19 protein-coding genes and 1 riboswitch are annotated in these 17,739 nt (G+C 38.9%); of the genes, 10 read left to right on the top strand and 9 right to left on the bottom strand.

Features of this window, described 5'->3' with window-relative positions:
* Window positions 1-5 precede the first annotated feature (5 nt).
* From rffA to rfbA, 6 genes are read right to left on the bottom strand one after another with little or no spacing between them, the layout of a single operon-like run.
* Complete coding sequence (rffA, locus tag ACY9Z2_RS00095; protein WP_463607558.1) at window positions 6-1,103, bottom strand: dTDP-4-amino-4,6-dideoxygalactose transaminase; 1,098 nt, start codon at window positions 1,101-1,103, stop codon at window positions 6-8.
* A 43-nt stretch (window positions 1,104-1,146) separates the two neighbouring features.
* Window positions 1,147-1,512 carry an EamA family transporter gene (locus tag ACY9Z2_RS00090; RefSeq protein WP_463607557.1) on the bottom strand — a complete coding sequence of 122 codons (366 nt, stop codon included), beginning with the start codon at window positions 1,510-1,512 and terminating at the stop codon, window positions 1,147-1,149.
* A gap of 2 nt (window positions 1,513-1,514) precedes the next feature.
* Entirely contained in the window at window positions 1,515-2,201 is a 687-nt protein-coding gene (locus ACY9Z2_RS00085) for a GNAT family N-acetyltransferase (RefSeq protein WP_463607556.1), read from the bottom strand.
* Entirely contained in the window at window positions 2,194-3,168 is a 975-nt protein-coding gene (locus ACY9Z2_RS00080) for a glycosyltransferase family 2 protein (protein WP_463607555.1), read from the bottom strand. The genes ACY9Z2_RS00085 and ACY9Z2_RS00080 overlap by 8 nt, the downstream gene beginning before the upstream one ends.
* Window positions 3,147-4,181 carry a dTDP-glucose 4,6-dehydratase gene (gene rfbB, locus ACY9Z2_RS00075; RefSeq protein WP_463607554.1) on the bottom strand — a complete coding sequence of 345 codons (1,035 nt, stop codon included), beginning with the start codon at window positions 4,179-4,181 and terminating at the stop codon, window positions 3,147-3,149. Before rfbB ends, ACY9Z2_RS00080 begins: the two co-directional genes overlap by 22 nt.
* Window positions 4,174-5,106, bottom strand: a complete 933-nt coding sequence (gene rfbA / locus ACY9Z2_RS00070) for a glucose-1-phosphate thymidylyltransferase RfbA (RefSeq protein WP_463607553.1) — start codon at window positions 5,104-5,106, stop codon at window positions 4,174-4,176. The genes rfbB and rfbA overlap by 8 nt, the downstream gene beginning before the upstream one ends.
* A 196-nt stretch (window positions 5,107-5,302) precedes the next feature.
* A riboswitch (PreQ1 riboswitch) is annotated at window positions 5,303-5,350 on the top strand.
* A gap of 149 nt (window positions 5,351-5,499) precedes the next feature.
* Between rfbA and queF the strand changes: the two genes are divergently transcribed.
* Together queF and ACY9Z2_RS00060 are read left to right on the top strand one after the other, a co-directional pair.
* Window positions 5,500-5,997, top strand: coding sequence for a preQ(1) synthase (gene queF, locus ACY9Z2_RS00065; RefSeq protein WP_463607552.1), 498 nt, complete (start codon window positions 5,500-5,502; stop codon window positions 5,995-5,997).
* Window positions 5,998-6,059: 62 nt separating this feature from the next.
* Window positions 6,060-6,659 (top strand): queuosine precursor transporter, encoded by a 600-nt coding sequence (locus ACY9Z2_RS00060; protein ID WP_463607551.1) that lies wholly within the window; start codon window positions 6,060-6,062, stop codon window positions 6,657-6,659.
* Window positions 6,660-7,476: 817 nt separating this feature from the next.
* On the opposite strand, the gene ACY9Z2_RS00055 is transcribed toward ACY9Z2_RS00060, so the two are convergent.
* Together ACY9Z2_RS00055 and ACY9Z2_RS00050 are read right to left on the bottom strand one after the other, a co-directional pair.
* The gene (locus tag ACY9Z2_RS00055; RefSeq protein ID WP_463607550.1) at window positions 7,477-9,315 is read right to left on the bottom strand and encodes an FtsX-like permease family protein; all 1,839 of its coding nucleotides are present in this window, start codon (window positions 9,313-9,315) and stop codon (window positions 7,477-7,479) included.
* Window positions 9,316-9,327: 12 nt separating this feature from the next.
* The gene (locus tag ACY9Z2_RS00050; protein ID WP_463607549.1) at window positions 9,328-10,095 is read right to left on the bottom strand and encodes an ABC transporter ATP-binding protein; all 768 of its coding nucleotides are present in this window, start codon (window positions 10,093-10,095) and stop codon (window positions 9,328-9,330) included.
* A gap of 208 nt (window positions 10,096-10,303) precedes the next feature.
* Here ACY9Z2_RS00050 and ACY9Z2_RS00045 point away from each other — a divergent pair, with 208 nt between their 5' ends.
* From ACY9Z2_RS00045 to ACY9Z2_RS00015, 7 genes are all read left to right on the top strand, one after another.
* A complete protein-coding gene (locus ACY9Z2_RS00045; RefSeq protein WP_463608259.1) occupies window positions 10,304-10,870 on the top strand; it encodes a glycerol-3-phosphate responsive antiterminator in 567 nt (188 codons plus the stop codon).
* A 285-nt stretch (window positions 10,871-11,155) separates the two neighbouring features.
* Window positions 11,156-11,986: an MIP/aquaporin family protein gene (locus ACY9Z2_RS00040; protein WP_463607548.1), complete on the top strand. Its 831-nt coding sequence runs from the start codon at window positions 11,156-11,158 to the stop codon at window positions 11,984-11,986.
* A gap of 12 nt (window positions 11,987-11,998) precedes the next feature.
* On the top strand, window positions 11,999-13,492 hold the full coding sequence (gene glpK / locus ACY9Z2_RS00035; RefSeq protein WP_463607547.1) for a glycerol kinase GlpK: 1,494 nt from the start codon (window positions 11,999-12,001) through the stop codon (window positions 13,490-13,492).
* Window positions 13,493-13,590: 98 nt separating this feature from the next.
* On the top strand, window positions 13,591-14,580 hold the full coding sequence (dhaK, locus tag ACY9Z2_RS00030) for a dihydroxyacetone kinase subunit DhaK (protein ID WP_463607546.1): 990 nt from the start codon (window positions 13,591-13,593) through the stop codon (window positions 14,578-14,580).
* A 17-nt stretch (window positions 14,581-14,597) separates the two neighbouring features.
* Window positions 14,598-15,218 carry a dihydroxyacetone kinase subunit DhaL gene (dhaL, locus tag ACY9Z2_RS00025; protein WP_463607545.1) on the top strand — a complete coding sequence of 207 codons (621 nt, stop codon included), beginning with the start codon at window positions 14,598-14,600 and terminating at the stop codon, window positions 15,216-15,218.
* A 6-nt stretch (window positions 15,219-15,224) separates the two neighbouring features.
* Window positions 15,225-15,596, top strand: coding sequence for a dihydroxyacetone kinase phosphoryl donor subunit DhaM (dhaM, locus tag ACY9Z2_RS00020; RefSeq protein WP_463607544.1), 372 nt, complete (start codon window positions 15,225-15,227; stop codon window positions 15,594-15,596).
* 285 nt (window positions 15,597-15,881) lie between these two features.
* Entirely contained in the window at window positions 15,882-16,442 is a 561-nt protein-coding gene (locus ACY9Z2_RS00015; protein WP_463607543.1) for a sigma-70 family RNA polymerase sigma factor, read from the top strand.
* Between the two features lie 38 nt (window positions 16,443-16,480).
* Here ACY9Z2_RS00015 and ACY9Z2_RS00010 read toward each other — a convergent pair whose 3' ends face one another.
* On the bottom strand, window positions 16,481-17,272 hold the full coding sequence (locus ACY9Z2_RS00010) for an HAD family hydrolase (RefSeq protein WP_463607542.1): 792 nt from the start codon (window positions 17,270-17,272) through the stop codon (window positions 16,481-16,483).
* Window positions 17,273-17,363: 91 nt separating this feature from the next.
* Between ACY9Z2_RS00010 and ACY9Z2_RS00005 the strand changes: the two genes are divergently transcribed.
* Entirely contained in the window at window positions 17,364-17,603 is a 240-nt protein-coding gene (locus ACY9Z2_RS00005; protein ID WP_463607541.1) for a hypothetical protein, read from the top strand.
* Window positions 17,604-17,739 lie beyond the last annotated feature (136 nt).

The raw sequence follows: 17,739 nt of genomic DNA, 5'->3' as shown, positions 1-17,739 counted from the left end.
TGTATTTATATTTGATAAAAGCGGTATACACTGCTGACCACATGCGCGATGTCCTCTTCTCCAATTCCGTAATATAATGGTAAGCGTACCAGTCTGTCGCTATTTTTGGTTGTAACGCGATCTTCACCGACAAACGTACCATATTTTTCCCCAGCGTGTGAAGTGTGCAATGGTACATAATGGGATACTGCCATTACACCGTCTTCTTTTAACTGCTGAATCAGTTTCCCTCGCTCGGTACCGTCCTTTGTTTTTACATAAAACATGTGTGCATTGTGGATGGAACCTGCTGGTACGTGCGGCAATGAAACGTGACCTTGTTTTTCAAGCTGGCTTAGTTCGGCCTCATATTGATTCCATGTTGTTATGCGATTATCGTTAATTTTATCAGCGTGCTCTAGTTGTGCATATAAATAAGCGGCATTTAAGTCACTTAATAAGTAGGATGAACCGATATCACGCCATGTGTATTTATCAACCGCTCCTCTTAAAAACTGCGAGCGGTCCGTTCCTTTTTCCTGCAAAATTTCTGCACGGTTAATTGCAGCAGGATGGTTAATTAATAATGCGCCACCTTCCCCACATGTATAATTTTTTGTTTCGTGAAAACTTATCGTTCCAAAATGTCCAATTGTTCCAAGTGCCTTGCCTTTATACGTACTTAACAATGCTTGTGCAGCATCTTCCACTACCCATAATTGATGTCGTTTGGCAATCTCCATCACTTGTTCCATCTCACACGCAACACCGGCATAATGTACAACGACAATTGCTTTTGTACGCTCCGTTATGGCTTCCTCGATTGCTACGGGGTCGATGTTCATTGTCGCTGGATCTGCATCAACGAAACGAATGCTTGCCCCACGTAGCGCAAATGCGTTTGCGGTTGAGACAAATGTATACGATGGCATAATAATTTCATCGCCTTCTTGTACATCGATTAAAATTGCGCTCATTTCAAGCGCGGCCGTACACGAAGGGGTTAACAATGCTTTCGTACACCCTAAACGATCCTCTAACCAATCTGTACATTTTTTTCCAAACGTACCATTCCCTGAAAGCTTTGGCGTTTGGAGTGCTTCTTGTATATAGTTTTGTTCCATGCCAGTAACACACGGCTTGTTAAACGGAATCATCCATATCACCTCACAACGATTGACTTGTCACAATTATCCCTAATACGATTAACGCAAGCCCGATAACTTTCTGGCTTGTAACAGGTTCCCCGAAAATCATAACGGAAAGGATGAACACGAGCACAAACGATAGACTCATAAATGGATAAGCAAAGCTTAGATTAAACTTTGTCATGGCTGCCATCCAAAATAGCGATGCGACAAAGGCTGAAAGAAAGCCCGACAAAATTAATGGATCTAGTAAAAGGCGTAAAATAAATGTCGCTTTATCTAGTAAATCCTCTGGTAAACTTCCATACTGGTCAATCTTCCACTTTAGTATTAGCTGTCCATAAACGGTAAAAATGATGGTTGCAAAAATATAGAAAAATCCCATCACTAAACGCCAACCTGAGCTGGACTATTCATCTTGTGATAGACATCCACGGTATTTTTTAATTTAAAACCAAGCGCTTGGAAAAGGTTCAAGGATGCAACGTTTGCAGCAGATACGGAGGTTCGTAAATGGCTATGACCGTTTTCAAGTTGTTTCAAGCACCCTTGACTAACAAATGCTTTGGCGAGTCCTCTGCTCCGAAATTCTTCTTTCATCCCCATCAGTAATACCTTGTCATGATCGAATGCATAAAACCCAGCTGTAACATCTTCGTACAAAAGGGAAAATACTTGATTGTTATCCATCAAATCTTTTAGCCAATTCATATAACGATTGTCTGCTTGATGATTTGGGATATTGAAATCACGGTGAAAACGACCATGAATGAATGCCTCTTCTGCTATTTCGAGTAATTCTTCTCGATTATAATCGTTTGAAATCGATGTACCTATTCGTTCAAAAACGTGTAAGTTATCTTTTCGGCAGACTGGTTCAATAAGCGTATCCATGTAGTAAAACCCATAGTCTACTAATAGCTTAGCGTTTTCTAGCGGATTCACTTTTACCGTAAAGTGGCCCTTCGTATGAACCGTTTCTTTCAATGCTTCTTCTGATATAGAAGTTAATTCATACGTATCCATGTTAAAATTTCGTTTATCCCAAGGTGTTTCTTTTAAAAAGTTAGTCATGTGTTCCATCCCTCCGATCATCATCTTCATCAAACGCATTCGTTTTTTCCTGGATTAAATAAAGTGGTCGAGCTTTTGTTTCGTTGAACACTTTCCCAATGTATAAGCCAAGAACGCCAAAATTAAAGAATATTAAACCTCCGATAAAGTAAATGGATACCATTACACTAGTCCATCCTGGTACGGGCTGAAACAGGAAAAAGTAACGAAACATCAAATAGACTCCGTAGAGAAATGACACAAGTGAAATAAGAAAGCCAAACTGGATCGATAATCGAAGCGGCTTATTGGACTGGGAAATAATAGCGTCTGTCGCAAGTACAATTAATTTTTTAATATTGTAGGACGATTTACCTTCTTGCCGTTGATTATGATCCACTTCAACTGTAGCGTTTTTGAAGCCCATCCATTTGATAAACATTGGAAAGAAGCGGTTCTGTTCCTTCATTTGACGGTAGCCTTCTATTACCTTTTTTGAACAGATACTAAAATTCGCTATTGTATGATCGGATGAACGGTTAGCCAAGTAATCATAAACTTTATAAAAATATTTTGATGATGCGCGCTTGAACCAATTATCCTGACGAACGGTACGAGTTCCAAAAACAACGTCATAACCTTCTTGTGCTTTTTTATATAGTTTTTCGATTTCTTCTGGCTGATCCTGAAGGTCGCAGTCCATGACAACTACCCAATCACCTGAAGTGTGATCAAGTCCTGCGGTAATCGCATGATGCTGCCCGAAATTACGCGAAAGGTTGAGACCTTTTATTTGTTTGTCGTTTGCATTGATTTCTTGGATCGTCTCCCAAACCTGATCTGGACTAGCGTCGTTTACTAAAATAATTTCATAGTTTGCTGGAATTTGTTTGATTGTCGCCTTCGCTCGGTTACACAGCTCTTTTAAGCATGTTTTACAACCGTAAACAGGGACGACAATAGAAATTAGTGGACGGGTTGTTTCCATCGTTTCACATACCAATCAATTGTTTTTTGTAGTCCAGTGTAAAGGGATACGCTAGGTTTAAAATCCAGTGTCTTTCGTAATTTCGAGTCGTCTACCGCATACCTTCGATCATGGCCAAGTCGATCGTCCGTGAAGGAAATTAAATCTTTAAACGATCGTAATGTCGATCTATTTGAATGGAGGTAATCCATTTGATCGAGAATTTCACATAGTTCAATTGCGATTTCAATATTGGTTTTCTCATTACCGCCACCAACGTTATACGTTTCCAATTGATTTCCATGATGGTAAATGGTATCAATCGCTCGGCAATGATCATCAACATAAAGCCAATCACGTACGTTTTTACCATCGCCATATATCGGAATGGGTTTTCTATTAAGCGCATGTTGAATGATTGTAGGAATAAGCTTTTCAGCATGTTGACGTGGACCATAGTTGTTTGAACTGCTAGAAATGACAACATTCATGCCATACGTATTACCGAAGCTTTTGACAAGCATGTTGGCGCTAGCTTTTGTTGCGCTATACGGGTTGCGCGGGTCGTAAGGTGTTTGTTCGTTAAATTTGCCCGTTTTTCCGAGTGAGCCATACACTTCATCGGTTGAAATTTGATGGAATCGGTATTCATTTAATTTTCCTTTTCGTTCCCATGCATGTTTTGCTGCTTGAAGAAGGGCCAATGTCCCTTGTACATTTGTTGTGACAAATGGAGATGCATCGTCGATTGATCTGTCCACATGGGATTCTGCTGCAAAATGAATGACACCAGTGATTGCAAAATTAGTAAATATACCGTCTAGTAATTTTTCATCCGCAATGTCTCCCTGAATGAAATGGTAGTTCGGTAGATTTTCCACCTGGTTTAGGTTTTGTTTTGACCCAGCATACGTGAGCTTATCTAGGTTGACTAGCTTGATCTCTGGGTATTTCGCTGAAAAATAAGTGATAAAGTTGGATCCGATAAATCCTGCTCCACCAGTAATTAAAAGTGTGGGTTGATTGTTATTCATTTTCGACCAGTCCTAGCACGGGATTACGTTCGATGGAATCCCAGTATTGTTTGGAATGCTTTCGATTAGCTATTTCGATTAAATATTGTCCATAATCGTTCTTTTCCATTGTTTTGCCTTTTGCATGCAATTCTTCTTTTGACATATACCCCATGTAATAGGCGATTTCTTCAAGACATGCAAGCTTAAATCCTTGGCGTTGCTGGATGTTTTTAACGAATTCAGATGCTTCGAATAGTGAATCATGCGTACCAGCATCCATCCAAGCGAAGCCTCTGCCAAGTAACTGTACCTGTAATTGATCACGCTTTAAGAATTCCTTATTTACATCGGTAATTTCTAGTTCTCCACGGGAAGAAAAGTTGAGTTTCTTTGCGATTTTTACCGCTTGGTTACTATAGATATATAAGCCCGTAACGGCGAAATCTGACTTTGGTGATGCAGGTTTTTCCTCTAGTGAAAGTACGCGCTGTTGTTCATCAAATTCTACAACACCAAATCTCCTCGGATCCTTTACGCGATACCCAAATATGGTAGCATGGGTGTGGTTTTTAATTGCGTTTCGTAAAATATTCGTGAAGCCTTGCCCATAAAATATATTGTCACCAAGAATCAACGTTACATCGTCGTTTCCTATAAACGATTCACCGATAATTAACGCCTCGGGAATCCCATTTGGATCATGCTGCTCACGGTATGTTAAGGATATTCCAAATTGCGAACCATCACCTAATAAGTTTTCAAACCGTGGTCGATCTTCCGGTGTACTAATAATCATCATTTCATCAATTCCACCAAGCATTAAGATGGATAGTGGATAATAAATCATTGGTTTATCATAGACTGCTAGTAAATGTTTATTGATACTGTTAGTGCTCGGTGAAAGCCTTGTTCCGCTTCCGCCTGCAAGAATAATTCCCTTCATGCAAATCGCCTCCAAAATTAAGTATCTTGTTGCGCATGAAATTTCGTTTATTAGTATCACTATTACCATATAGCTGAAAAATAATCTTACAATTGGATTGCAGTTGTGTTTCACATGGAGCTGTTAGAATTGTATTGACTTCTTAGGGCTTGATTTATATAATTAATCAAGTGATTTCAAGAATATCCGTACTATTACGGGAGAGGTTCTTAGCTTATAACCCTCTATAAAAAACTAAGGACAGATGATTTGATTCGTAAACCATGTGCCTTGGGCCATGGTTTTTTTGTAGGTAAGAAAGGCTTTCTTACTGCATAAGTGCAACTAAGGCTTTTGCCATAAAGGCTTGGCGATAAGCCAAATTTTCTAACTTGTATGATAGGAGGTATTTACATGCACGGTCGACAAGATGAGGATTTGAAGGATTTAACGCTATTAGGAAGCCAGGGGACAAGCTATGATTTTGACTATAATCCTGGGGTTTTAGAAACGTTTGATAATAACCATCCCAATAGAGATTATTTTGTAAAACTTAATTGTCCGGAGTTTACAACATTGTGCCCGAAAACGAGACAACCGGATTTTGGCGCAGTGTATATCAGTTACATTCCAGATATTAAAATGGTAGAAAGTAAATCACTGAAACTCTATTTATTTAGCTTTCGTAACCACGGGGATTTTCACGAAGACAGTATGAACATCATCATGAACGATTTGATAGAGTTGATGGACCCACGATATATCGAGGTTTGGGGGAAATTTACTCCACGAGGTGGGATATCGATTGATCCATATTGTAACTACGGTAAACCGGGTACAAAGTTCGAAAAGATGGCTGAAAATCGAATGATGAATCACGATCTCTATCCAGAAAAAATAGATAATCGATAAGTTAGTAAGATAGAAGAGGGTTGCTTTGATCCTTCCCTAAACAAGAAGGGGAAGTGTACGTTATGCTAATGTATTTAAATGCGCTTTTTGTTGGATTATTACTAATTTCCAATGTCTTAGGCGTTAAATTGTTCAGTATTGGTGATTTCATATTGCCAGCTGCTGTTATTGTTTATGTTGTTACCTACTTAATAACCGATGTAATAGGAGAAGTATACGGTAAGGACGCAGCAAGGAAAACGGTCCAGGCAGGGTTTGTAACGCAAGTGTTTGCATTAATTTTTATATATATTGCAATTCAACTACCAGCCGCACCGATATTTGAAGCACAGTCTGAGTTTGAAAGAATTTTAGGTGGTAGTTTTCGCGTTATTTTAGCAAGTCTTGTATCGTATATTGCAAGTCAAAATTTAGACGTAACGATTTTTCATCAATTGAAGGCAAAGCACGGGGATGGTAAGCTGTGGTTGCGCAATAATTTATCTACGATGACAAGTCAACTTGTCGATACAACACTTTTCATTACGATAGCATTCTGGGGAATAGTTCCAACTTCCGTATTACTAGGAATGATTGCGACACAGTATGTATTTAAGTTGTGCGCAGCTATTGTGGACACACCGTTTGCTTATTTATTAGTGAGAATGGCGAGGAAAAAATAGGGGGCCAGTCCCATCACAGTTTTGCGTGATGGGACTGCCCCTTTTTCTGGCTCTTTGTTCCGTTATTGATGTAATGTGCGATCTAGTGGAAATTTATGTTTAGGCTAACAGCAACGTTAATTTCCGCTGTGGGCAAGGCTAGTGAAGTACATTTTCGAGCGTACTGGAAAGATTGCATGCAGGATGTCAGCTAGCGGACACACGATCCCTTATTTGTGAAAAATAAGGGTAAATGTGGTTGTTATCGGACTCAGGATGCCTTATTTGGGTAAAACCAGTTGAAAATCATGTTTTTTAACTGAATAAGGCATCGTATGTCCGTTAACTCTCAAAATAAAGGTGAAAAAGGTAAATAGGGCATCCTCAGTCCGATACCAACCAGTGTCCTTGGCATACTATTCGTTCAGAATGTGGTTCTCTTCCGGGGAGATTGAAGCGTTGCCCGCGGAAAGTGACTGTCCGAAGTGGAAAGCAACATAGCACTTACTTAGTTTCGCAGTTTACAAATACTGAGAAAAACTTATTAATGCACTATTAGCGAAATTGAAATTAGCGGACACCAGATTCCTTATTCGAGCAAAAATAGGGTAAATGTGGTTGTTTGCGGACACAGGATACCTTATTTAGTATAAAAGGCTAATTTCAACCCGATATTACCTAAATAAGGCATCCTGTGTCCGCTTAACCCATAAAACATGCCCGAAAAGTAAAAATAAGGGCTTCTGAGTCCGCTACTGTGAAGTTGACGGCTCGAACTATTCCAGATGAGCCAAGTTCGCAATCCCAAGTGTAAAATGTTAGCGCAAAATGCTCATCCTTATTCTTTCGGCAATACAATTCGTTTGTACATTTGCGCAGTTAGCCAGTAGTAAATTCCATAGATTACAAGGAAGATGCTAATTGGTATATAGATTTTTGTATACGGTTCAACTAATATAAACGAAAACATTTGCATACCGATCAATACGTGCATCAATCCGATAATCGCCGGGAATAGAAATACTAGAAATAATTCGCGGTAAATGGATTTAGCTAACAACGACCTGCGTACACCGATTTTTCGTAGCATGTTGTAGCGGTGAATATCCGCTGACGCCCCGGATAATAGTTTAAACATAAGGACACTTGCCATCATCATTAAAAAGGCAATTCCAAGGAATAACCCCATGAAAATGGTGCCGCTAGCCAAGTTTTTATAGACTAAATAATTGGCATACTTGCTATTAGATCCTTGCATGTTACCTGTATCAGATATGCCGGCCAATTCTAGCTGGTGTTTTTCAATTTCTTTTATTTGTGGAAGTGCATCGGTAAAATCCTCTACCCGAATGTTCAACACCTTGAATTCCTCAGCTTTTATATCTTGATAGTTTTCCTCATCAACAATGACGACTTCACGTTCACCAAACATGGCAAAACTTGCACGTAGTTCAGTCGATAGGGCATGCATCCATTCACCCGGAATCGCTTCACCAGCATATTTATTCTTTGGCAGTGACACTGTTACACGTTTCGCCTCTGGTAATTCCAATGTTTCGGAATCAAATTTCTTAATCAGTGGTGGATTTTCTAGCAAATCCTTTTTTAAAAAGTAGATGCTATTATCAGTGAGTTTGTAATGATAGGCATGGTTCTCTACCACATCCATTTCACTTACCAATTGTTGATCTTTTTCAGTAGGCTGATGGATTGCTACATCATTCGCTTGGAACATTCCTGCCTGTAATTCGACGTTATTGTAAAAGGATAAACCTGCTGTCATTGCTCCTAATCCAAGTGCTACTAACATCGCTACAGTACCTAATACTCTAGTTAGATTGTTTATTCGAAAGCGAAGCTGTCCCAACGTAAAAGAGTTAATTCCTTTTTCATTAAGTGAACGAATTCTTTTAACTTTCTTCATTAAATACGGTAACAGGGAAATGAACAGTAGATAAGTTCCAGCCGTACTCGTAATTGCTGCGATAATGATTCCAAATTGTTGGAGCTGTACGATGTTAATCATGGCATAATAGCCTACAACCATTAAGACGATAGAAAAGACAACACCAATGAATGTCCAGCTTCCTTTTGCCTTCATTTTATCCTGCTTTTGTCCAGCATGAATTAACGTTAGTACGGATTTATTGGCAATTTTGACTGCATTAACTATCGATGTTAGCAAAAATAATGCCAAATAAAATATCACGGTTGTAATAATTGATGATTGATAAAACGCTTGAAATCCGTCCGCGGAAAAATCCAGTTGTTCCATGAGTAAGGTTGCAATACCCTGTGCTAGTCCAACACCTAATACGAGTCCAACAATTAATGAAATAACCCCAATAAATAAGGTTTCAAAAAACATTAATTGTGCAACCTTATGCTTTTTTGCCCCAAGCGTCATGTACATTCCAAGCTCTTTTTGCCGCATGGATAACATAAATGACGTGGCATAAAAAATATAGAATAACGTAATTGCGCCTAAAATAAAGGTACCTACGTGGAAAATAAATACGATGGAGCCGACGATTGAATTTGACTCAATAAATACTTTGTTTTGCGCTAATGTCTCGAACATGTAAAAAATCGCGATGGAAATTGTCAGTCCAAAAAGTAGAACTAAATAATTTTTAAATAACTTTCGCATACTTGCGAATGATAATTTCAATAACATGGAATGCCCTCCTTATTCCATTTCATGTGGAGATGCGAATTCTGCAAGTACATGGAGAATCTCTTGGTGGAATTCACTTCTACTTCCTGCTCGTTTAATTTCTTTATAGATTGCACCATCTTGAATGAACAAAATACGTTCACAATAGCTAGCACTTAACGGGTCATGTGTTACTAACATAATGGAGACATCATGATTTATGTTTAAATGAACCATCGCCTTCATTAAGTCTTTCGCATTTTTAGAATCAAGTGCACCAGTCGGTTCATCCGCTAAAATAATTGCTGGTTCATGAACCAATGCGCGTGCAGCAGCGGCGCGTTGTTTTTGACCACCAGAAACAGTAACTGGATATTTATCCAAAATGCCTTGAATACCGAGTTTTTTTGCTACCTCAATAACACTCGGCTTGATATTTTTAGATTTTACTCCCTGTAAGGATAAGGGAAGTGCGATATTTTCATAGATGGTCAGATTTTCTAACAAATTAAAGTCTTGAAAAATAAATCCTAATTGCGCAGAACGAAAGTCTGCTAGCTGTCCTTGCTTCATCGTGGTAATGTCAGTTCCGGCAATTTCAATTGTTCCATCTGTTGGGTTCTCTAATGTTGACACAACATTTAATAGTGTCGTTTTACCGGCACCAGATGGCCCCATAATTCCAACAAATTCTCCTTCCTGTATATCAAACGATACTCCACGAAGTGCATGGAATTGATTTTCATTTTTTCTTCCAAATACTTTTCGAACGTCTTTTACGTTTACAACGGCGTTACCCATATTCATACCTCCAAAATTTGATCTATAACAAGTTTACTTTGGCATTCTATTTTCTCCTATTTGTTTTTCTTACGATAAGCTTACAGTTTTGTAAGGTATGTGGAGGAAGCAATTATTTTTGTTAATATTTTTAGTGATTGCATCATACACATGGTAGTACAACAAAAGACAACCCCTCTTAGAATCACATGATTCGAGGTGAGTGGCCATTTTAAAACTGAAAGGTGTTCTGCCCGCAGTTCGAAATATAAAGCAGTTTGAAAAAGTTCTTCAGGATAAACATGAATACATTGTTTTTTTAGAATCCCGACTTAGTCAAATTACATCCATTGCTAGATATGCTAAGCAAAACAACCAGAAACTACTAATTCATGCTGATTTAATTCAAGGATTGAAAACGGATGAATATGGTTTTGAATTTTTATTACGAGAAGTAAAACCTGCAGGAATCATTTCAACAAGAAGTAATATGATTACGATGGCGAAGAAAAACAAATTAATAGCTATTCAACGTTTATTTGCACTAGATTCACATGCTTTGGAGCATAATATTGCGCTTATCAACAAGGTGAAGCCAGATTATATAGAGGTTTTACCAGGAATCGTTTCAGATATTATCGAGGAGATTTATCGACGGACAAACATACCTGTAATAGCTGGTGGATTAATTCGCTCAAAAGAAGATGTGGAAAAAGCATATAACTATGGAGCAATTGCAATAACTACCTCAGAGTCTGAACTTTGGAATCTATCTAAAGTTGGTAAGAAAATATAATGATTCGAGTAGCATGATAAGTGCAATAAAGGTTCGCAATCAAAAATTAGTCGCAAGTTTTCTAACAATCTAGAATTTGTTGGATCTAACAAGTTAATGATGTGGCGGAGACGAGGAGACCCACACGTAAACAGTACTTTACTTTTGTAGAGTGCGTTTATCTGCGTGTGGGTCTTTTTCTTTATTTGTAAACTAGTGAAAATTCAGTGGATACAACTTACTAGACACATTGTTAACTCGTTACTCATATAGATTCAAAACTTTGAACAAGAAGGGTGTGTTAGCATGTCAGAGTTTTTAGCAGAGTTACTCGGTACCATGATTCTTATTATTTTAGGTGGAGGTGTAGTTGGGGGTGTTGTTTTAGCTAAATCAAAGGCTGAGGGATCTGGCTGGATTGTCATTACCGTTGGTTGGGGTCTTGCGGTTGCAATGGCTGTTTATGCAGTTGGTAGTGTATCAGGAGCACATATTAATCCAGCCGTGACACTTGGCTTTGCAGCTGTAGGAGAGTTTCCATGGTCAAAGGTCCCGATGTACATTACTGCTCAAATGCTAGGCGCAATTATTGGTGGGGCAATCGTTTTCCTAAATTATTTACCCCATTGGAGAAAGACACCAGATACGGGAACTAAACTTGCGGTTTTCTCAACTGATCCAGCAATAAGTAGTCCATTCGCAAATCTACTCAGTGAGATGATCGGTACGTTTGTACTGTTGATGGGCTTAATGTTTATTGGTGCTAATGAATTTACAGAAGGATTGAACCCATTAATTGTTGGGTTATTGATTGTTGCTATTGGTGTATCACTCGGTGGTGCCACCGGGTATGCAATTAATCCGGCGCGTGATCTTGGACCAAGAATCGCACACGCATTACTGCCAATTCCAGGTAAGGGTGATTCCAACTGGAGTTATTCTTGGATTCCAGTAGTTGGACCGATTCTTGGTGGCGTTTACGGTGCCGTTTTTTACCGGGCAATGTTCATGGCGGAATTTTCCGGTCTTTTCTGGGGATTAAGCTTGTTTATGCTTATTGTCATCATTGGGGCGGTAAGTTCTGAAGTGAAAAAGAAAGAAACAGTCGCTGACAAAGTAGAAGAGAAAATTAGTTAAGGAGAGGATAGCATGCGTACGAAATATATTTTATCTATTGATCAAGGAACAACAAGTTCTCGAGCAATTTTATTCAATCACGCCGGGGAAATTGTAGAAACTGCACAACAGGAATTTGAACAATTTTTTCCTAAACCAGGCTGGGTAGAGCACGATGCGAATGAAATTTGGACGTCTGTGCTTGCTTGTATAGCTGAGGTATTGCGAAAGGCTGATGTGGAGCCAAGTCAGGTTGAGGGTATTGGTATTACGAATCAACGAGAGACCACCGTGGTATGGGATAAACATACTGGAAAGCCAGTTTATAAAGCGATTGTCTGGCAATCACGCCAAACAGAAGATATTTGCAAAAAGCTTCGCGAACAAGACTATAATGAGCTATTCAGAAGCAAAACAGGATTGTTACTAGATCCATATTTTTCTGGAACAAAAGTAAAATGGATTCTAGATAATGTGGAGGGCGCACGCGAGAAAGCGGATAATGGTGATTTGTTATTTGGAACGATGGATACGTGGCTTGTGCATAAGCTAACGGGCGGGAAAACGCATGTGACAGATTATTCCAATGCCTCACGAACCCTAATGTTTAATATCTATGATTTGAAGTGGGATGACGAATTGTTAGCTATTTTAGGTGTTCCAAAATCCATGCTTCCAGAAGTGAAGCAATCGTCAGAGGTATACGGAAATACAGTGGATTATCATTTCTTCGGTCATGAAGTTCCGATTGCGGGAATTGCTGGTGATCAGCAAGCGGCACTATTTGGGCAAGCGTGTTTTGAATCTGGCATGGCTAAAAACACGTATGGAACAGGTTGTTTTATGTTAATGAACACTGGAGAACAGGGGGTTGCGTCTGAAAACGGATTATTAACAACATTAGCTTGGGGTGTCAATGGAAAAGTAGAATATGCGTTAGAAGGTAGTATTTTCGTAGCGGGATCAGCAATTCAATGGCTACGTGATGGCTTAAAATTAATTGATAACGCTCCAGAAACAGAGGATTTTGCAAAAAGTGTGGCATCTACTGATGGGGTTTATCTTGTCCCAGCCTTTGTTGGGCTCGGGACACCATATTGGGATAGTGATGCGCGAGGAGCGGTGTTTGGCTTAACACGTGGAACATCGAAAGAACACTTTGTGCGGGCAACACTTGAGTCATTAGCCTACCAAACGAGGGATGTATTAGATGCGATGATCGCGGATTCTGGTATTGATTTAAAAGCATTACGTGTGGATGGTGGTGCGGTAAAGAATAATTTCTTGATGCAATTCCAAAGTGACATCCTAGGTGTGCCAGTTGAACGTCCAGTTGTTCAAGAAACGACAGCGCTTGGTGCAGCATATCTAGCAGGCCTCGCGGTTGGATATTGGGAAAGTAAAGAAGAAATTGCTACTCAGTGGCAAAACGAGCGAACGTTTAAGAATGCGTTAGACGTGGAAAAAAGTAATGAGCTCTATGAAGGCTGGAAAAATGCAGTAGCAGCGACAAGGGCTTTTAAGTAATATGACTAAACGTTAAGTATAGTAGTGAAATATAAAGGGGCCAAGTCATCTATGATTTAAAGAGATTGGTCCCTTTTTTAGTAAAGGAGTATGTTAATATGAAAAAAATCATCAATGATCCGGAGCAAGTTGTGCAAGAGATGGTTAAAGGATTTGTTGCTGCGTATCCGAATGATGTAAGGCAAATCCCTGAAACGACTGTTATCGTTCGGAAGGATGCACCAATTTCTAATAAAGTCGGACTTGTTAGTGGTGGTGGAAGCGGACATGAACCAGCTCATGCCGGTTTTGTCGGAAAAGGGATGCTAGATGCAGCTATTGCGGGTGAAGTTTTTACATCACCTACACCTGATCAAGTTTTAGAGGCAATTAAAGCAGTGGATAGTGGTGCTGGTGTATTTTTAGTGATTAAAAACTACACAGGCGATGTTTTGAATTTTGAAATGGCTACTGAAATGGCAGAAGCAGAAGGAATTCAAGTTGAACAAGTTGTGGTGAATGATGATGTCGCCGTTGAAGATAGTTCATTTACATCAGGAAGAAGAGGAATCGCTGGCACCGTGTTTGTCCATAAGATTGCAGGTGCAAAAGCAGAACAAGGTGCGACGTTACATGAAGTAAGAGAGGTTGCGGAAAAAGTGGTTGCAAATGTCCGTTCAATGGGAGTTGCATTAAGCTCCTGTACAGTTCCAGAAGCTGGAAAACCTAGCTTTCAGCTGAACGATAACGAAATGGAAGTAGGTATTGGAATTCATGGGGAACCTGGAATTGAACGGAAGCAAATAGGAACGGCTGACGAAATAGCAACTGAATTAACTAATAAAGTATTGGAAGAAAGTTCATTGGAGGAACAAGATGAAGTAGCAGTCATGATAAATGGTTTAGGTGCGACACCAGAAATGGAGCTATATATTGTCAATGGAAAAGTCCAGCAATTGCTGGCTGAAAAGGGTATCAAGGTATATAAAACGTACGTTGGTGAATATATGACATCACTAGAAATGGCTGGTTGTTCCGTGACATTGCTGAAATTAGATAATGAATTAAAGGAATTACTTGACGCTAAAACTGATGCACCAGCTTTATAAGCGAGGAGGTAGTAGTGATGCAATTTTTACATGTAGATCAAGCTTTACAATGGATGAAGCTTACAAATGATAAAATACAAGAAAATAAGGAGCACTTAACGGAACTAGATCAAGCAATTGGTGATGGTGATCATGGGATTAATATGTCACGTGGATTTAAAGAGGTAACAAAAAAATTAAATGCAGATGAATTTGAAAGCGTTTCGGATGTTATGAAAGCTGTGGCAATGACATTAATGAGCAAGGTAGGAGGGGCTTCAGGTCCATTGTATGGAACAGCTTTCCTTAAATTATCAATGGCGTTTAAAGAACAAGAAGTCGATTATCAGACCTTTGTAAAAGGGATGGTTGATGCTGTTAATGGTATAAAACAGCGAGGAAAAGCTGGTTTCGGTGAAAAAACTCTTGTTGATGTTTGGCTTCCCGTTGTAGAAAAATTAGAGAAGACAGATGATTTTAGAAGTGATGGAATTTTGGAGACTGCTCAATCAGCGATGGAGAATACAAGGGATACTTTGGCAACTAAAGGTCGTGCTGCATATATGAGGGAACGATCTGTCGGGCATATTGACCCTGGTTCGATGTCTTCATTCTATTTATTTGAAGCATTGGCTATGGTCATTAAGGAAGAGGAGTGATTAAACATGTCTAAGGTTGGCCTTGTATTAATTTCCCATAGTCCGAAAATAGTTGATGGTCTGAAAGATATCATTACCCAGGTTGTTGAAAACGTGGCAATTGAAATAGCCGGAGGTACAGATGAAAATGAGATTGGTACAAGTATAGAAAAGATTCAAGCTTGTATTGAACGAGCATATTCAGATAAAGGAGTTCTGCTCCTTTATGATATGGGAAGCGCTAAAATGAATGCGGAATTCGCAATGGAAATGACTGATAACAAGTTAATTGAGATTGCGGATGCGCCATTAGTTGAAGGATCCTATGTGGCAGCTGTTGAGGCAGGAATGGGTAAATCATTACAAGATGTAAAGACTTCAGCAGAACGGGCATATTGAATTAAAAAATTTTTTTAATTGTAACGAAGTACCCGAAGTGATAAACTGCGGGGTTCGAAAGCAATAATTCTACAATAACCGTATATATTCAAAAGGGAAATTCGCTTAAAGTAAATTTCCCTTTTTTACGTAAAAAGAAGGTATAAGTGAAGCTATAAATTTTACGACAAGCCAAGTTTTTATATTTTTTTCACATTCCATGCCACCAAATGTGCTTTAGCTAACGATTATAGTTGTAGACAATTGTACTAAGGAAAAAGCCGGCTTTTTAGAGAGAGGCTGCCAGTGGCTGCAGCAATATCAATCATTGAAACATTTGAAGACGTATTGGCATTACATGAAAGGAGAATTCATTTTCACATTCATCGGTTGCGAATCCGTGACCCTCACCAAGAATTTTATCAGGAAGGCGTTGTTGCAATGTGGCAAGCATACAAAAGCTATCAATTGAATAAAGGTGATTTCTCAACCTATTTAAATTGTGCGATTCGTAATCGATTGATAGATTTGATTAGAAAAAGAGTAAGGGATGATGAACATACGGTATTAATCGAACAAAGATATAAAGTCACACAGGAAAGTGGGAATTATGTTGGAAGAGCGGGGCGATCACAAGTGTTATATGATGGGTATGGGCTTGACATTGACGATGGTAGCTTTTGGAACCAAGTTAGAGACTTGCTTTCGGAAAACCAGTGGAAATGGGTTTGTTTATACATTGTAGAAGGACTTTCACTGAAAGAGATTGCGGCTCAGGAGTACGTCTCGGTAGATGCAGTGAAAAGCTGGGGAAGAGAAGTTAGAAAAAAATTGCGTGGGCTTGAGGTTGAATTTTTTGCGTTTTAGAAAGTAGCCCCGTCATAAGGTTGACGGGGCTACTTAATTCATTCAACAAGTCCAAGTTTTTTCAGTCCATTAAAAATACCTGAGTCAGATACAGTGGTTGTTTGGTTTTTAGCATAGGCAAATAAATCTGGATGAGCATTTCCCATTGCGAAACCTTCTCCAACTGCTTGAAGCATTTCCTTATCGTTCATACCGTCACCAAACGCGATGGAACCTTCCTTTGAACGGTTTAGTTGCTTTAGAATAGAAGTAATTGCCTCGCCTTTATTGACGTTGTTTCGAATGACATCATAGCAATTTTGAACAGCATCGACATTTACCGGTGACATGTATAAGTTTTTGTCAATGGTATAAAGTGAAAGATCATCATCACTAATATTAATTAGGGTCATGCTGAGTATTTCGCCACTGATATTATGTTCGGTTTTTAATTGTTCATTTTCTTTCAGGTGAAAAGCCTCAATAAACGCTTGTGTAGCTTGTGCCCCCATTGATGTGTAGTAATTTTTTTCACTCGTATAAATAACTAGTTCATGTTGATGCTTTTTTGCCGTCTCAAGAAAGTAGTTAATTGTGTCAGGATGCATCGGTTCATCGACAATTGTGTTATTTTGGTGGATAGCAAATGCACCGTTATAACCAATAAATGAGTGAACATGTAATTCATCAGCTATATGGTATATTTCATGAAGCGGACGCCCTGTCGCAATAAAAACGTCAATACCTTGTTCTTTCACTTGGTTAACTGCGCTCTTCGTTGTATCCGAAATGGTATGATCCGGCTTTAAAATCGTACCGTCAATGTCTAGAAAAATTGTGTGGTATGTCATATGGATCTCCTTTTTAGCAATCATTCCTTAATATTATAGTACACTTTTGATGAAAATGTGGATATACTGTTTATAAAAGGTGGTGTTGTTCATGCGTTCCTTGAGTATTTCGCAGGTTAATGAAAATATACAAACTTATCGTAAAGAAGTTAATGCAAAATTACAAGAAGAACGTGCAAATACACCACGAATAAAACGAAATAGGCCACGTACATTGGATGAAAGAAAAGCGTTGACAGAAATTACACGAGCAAGTATTGAAAGAGCAAAACGTGAAGGTAAGATGAAAATGATTGGAAAAAGGACGATGTATTATGATACATCTGAGTGAATTGAAACAAGAATTTCGCTTGCTTAAAAATTTTGCTAAACATAAAAGAATGCTAGAATTATCAAAAAGCGGCGTAAAACATCTGCATTCATGTATGGGGATATAAGCCGTGTTGATTTAAACTAGCTTTTGATTT

This window comes from Virgibacillus sp. GM2-2, assembly GCF_055329585.1.
Note: the sequence above shows the minus strand (reverse complement) of the source record. Positions and strands in the feature narration are given on the sequence as shown.

Coding starts and splice junctions, on each gene's coding strand:
- dhaM (WP_463607544.1), top strand. CDS start 15,225: ATGTCTAAGGTTGGCCTTGTATTAATTTCCCATAGTCCGAAAATAGTT.
- ACY9Z2_RS00050 (WP_463607549.1), bottom strand. CDS start 10,095: ATGGGTAACGCCGTTGTAAACGTAAAAGACGTTCGAAAAGTATTTGGA.
- ACY9Z2_RS00060 (WP_463607551.1), top strand. CDS start 6,060: ATGCTAATGTATTTAAATGCGCTTTTTGTTGGATTATTACTAATTTCC.
- ACY9Z2_RS00090 (WP_463607557.1), bottom strand. CDS start 1,512: ATGGGATTTTTCTATATTTTTGCAACCATCATTTTTACCGTTTATGGA.
- ACY9Z2_RS00085 (WP_463607556.1), bottom strand. CDS start 2,201: ATGACTAACTTTTTAAAAGAAACACCTTGGGATAAACGAAATTTTAAC.
- dhaL (WP_463607545.1), top strand. CDS start 14,598: ATGCAATTTTTACATGTAGATCAAGCTTTACAATGGATGAAGCTTACA.
- rfbA (WP_463607553.1), bottom strand. CDS start 5,106: ATGAAGGGAATTATTCTTGCAGGCGGAAGCGGAACAAGGCTTTCACCG.
- ACY9Z2_RS00040 (WP_463607548.1), top strand. CDS start 11,156: ATGTCAGAGTTTTTAGCAGAGTTACTCGGTACCATGATTCTTATTATT.
- ACY9Z2_RS00055 (WP_463607550.1), bottom strand. CDS start 9,315: ATGTTATTGAAATTATCATTCGCAAGTATGCGAAAGTTATTTAAAAAT.
- rffA (WP_463607558.1), bottom strand. CDS start 1,103: ATGGAACAAAACTATATACAAGAAGCACTCCAAACGCCAAAGCTTTCA.
- rfbB (WP_463607554.1), bottom strand. CDS start 4,181: ATGAATAACAATCAACCCACACTTTTAATTACTGGTGGAGCAGGATTT.
- ACY9Z2_RS00080 (WP_463607555.1), bottom strand. CDS start 3,168: ATGGAAACAACCCGTCCACTAATTTCTATTGTCGTCCCTGTTTACGGT.
- ACY9Z2_RS00005 (WP_463607541.1), top strand. CDS start 17,364: ATGCGTTCCTTGAGTATTTCGCAGGTTAATGAAAATATACAAACTTAT.
- dhaK (WP_463607546.1), top strand. CDS start 13,591: ATGAAAAAAATCATCAATGATCCGGAGCAAGTTGTGCAAGAGATGGTT.
- queF (WP_463607552.1), top strand. CDS start 5,500: ATGCACGGTCGACAAGATGAGGATTTGAAGGATTTAACGCTATTAGGA.
- ACY9Z2_RS00010 (WP_463607542.1), bottom strand. CDS start 17,272: ATGACATACCACACAATTTTTCTAGACATTGACGGTACGATTTTAAAG.
- glpK (WP_463607547.1), top strand. CDS start 11,999: ATGCGTACGAAATATATTTTATCTATTGATCAAGGAACAACAAGTTCT.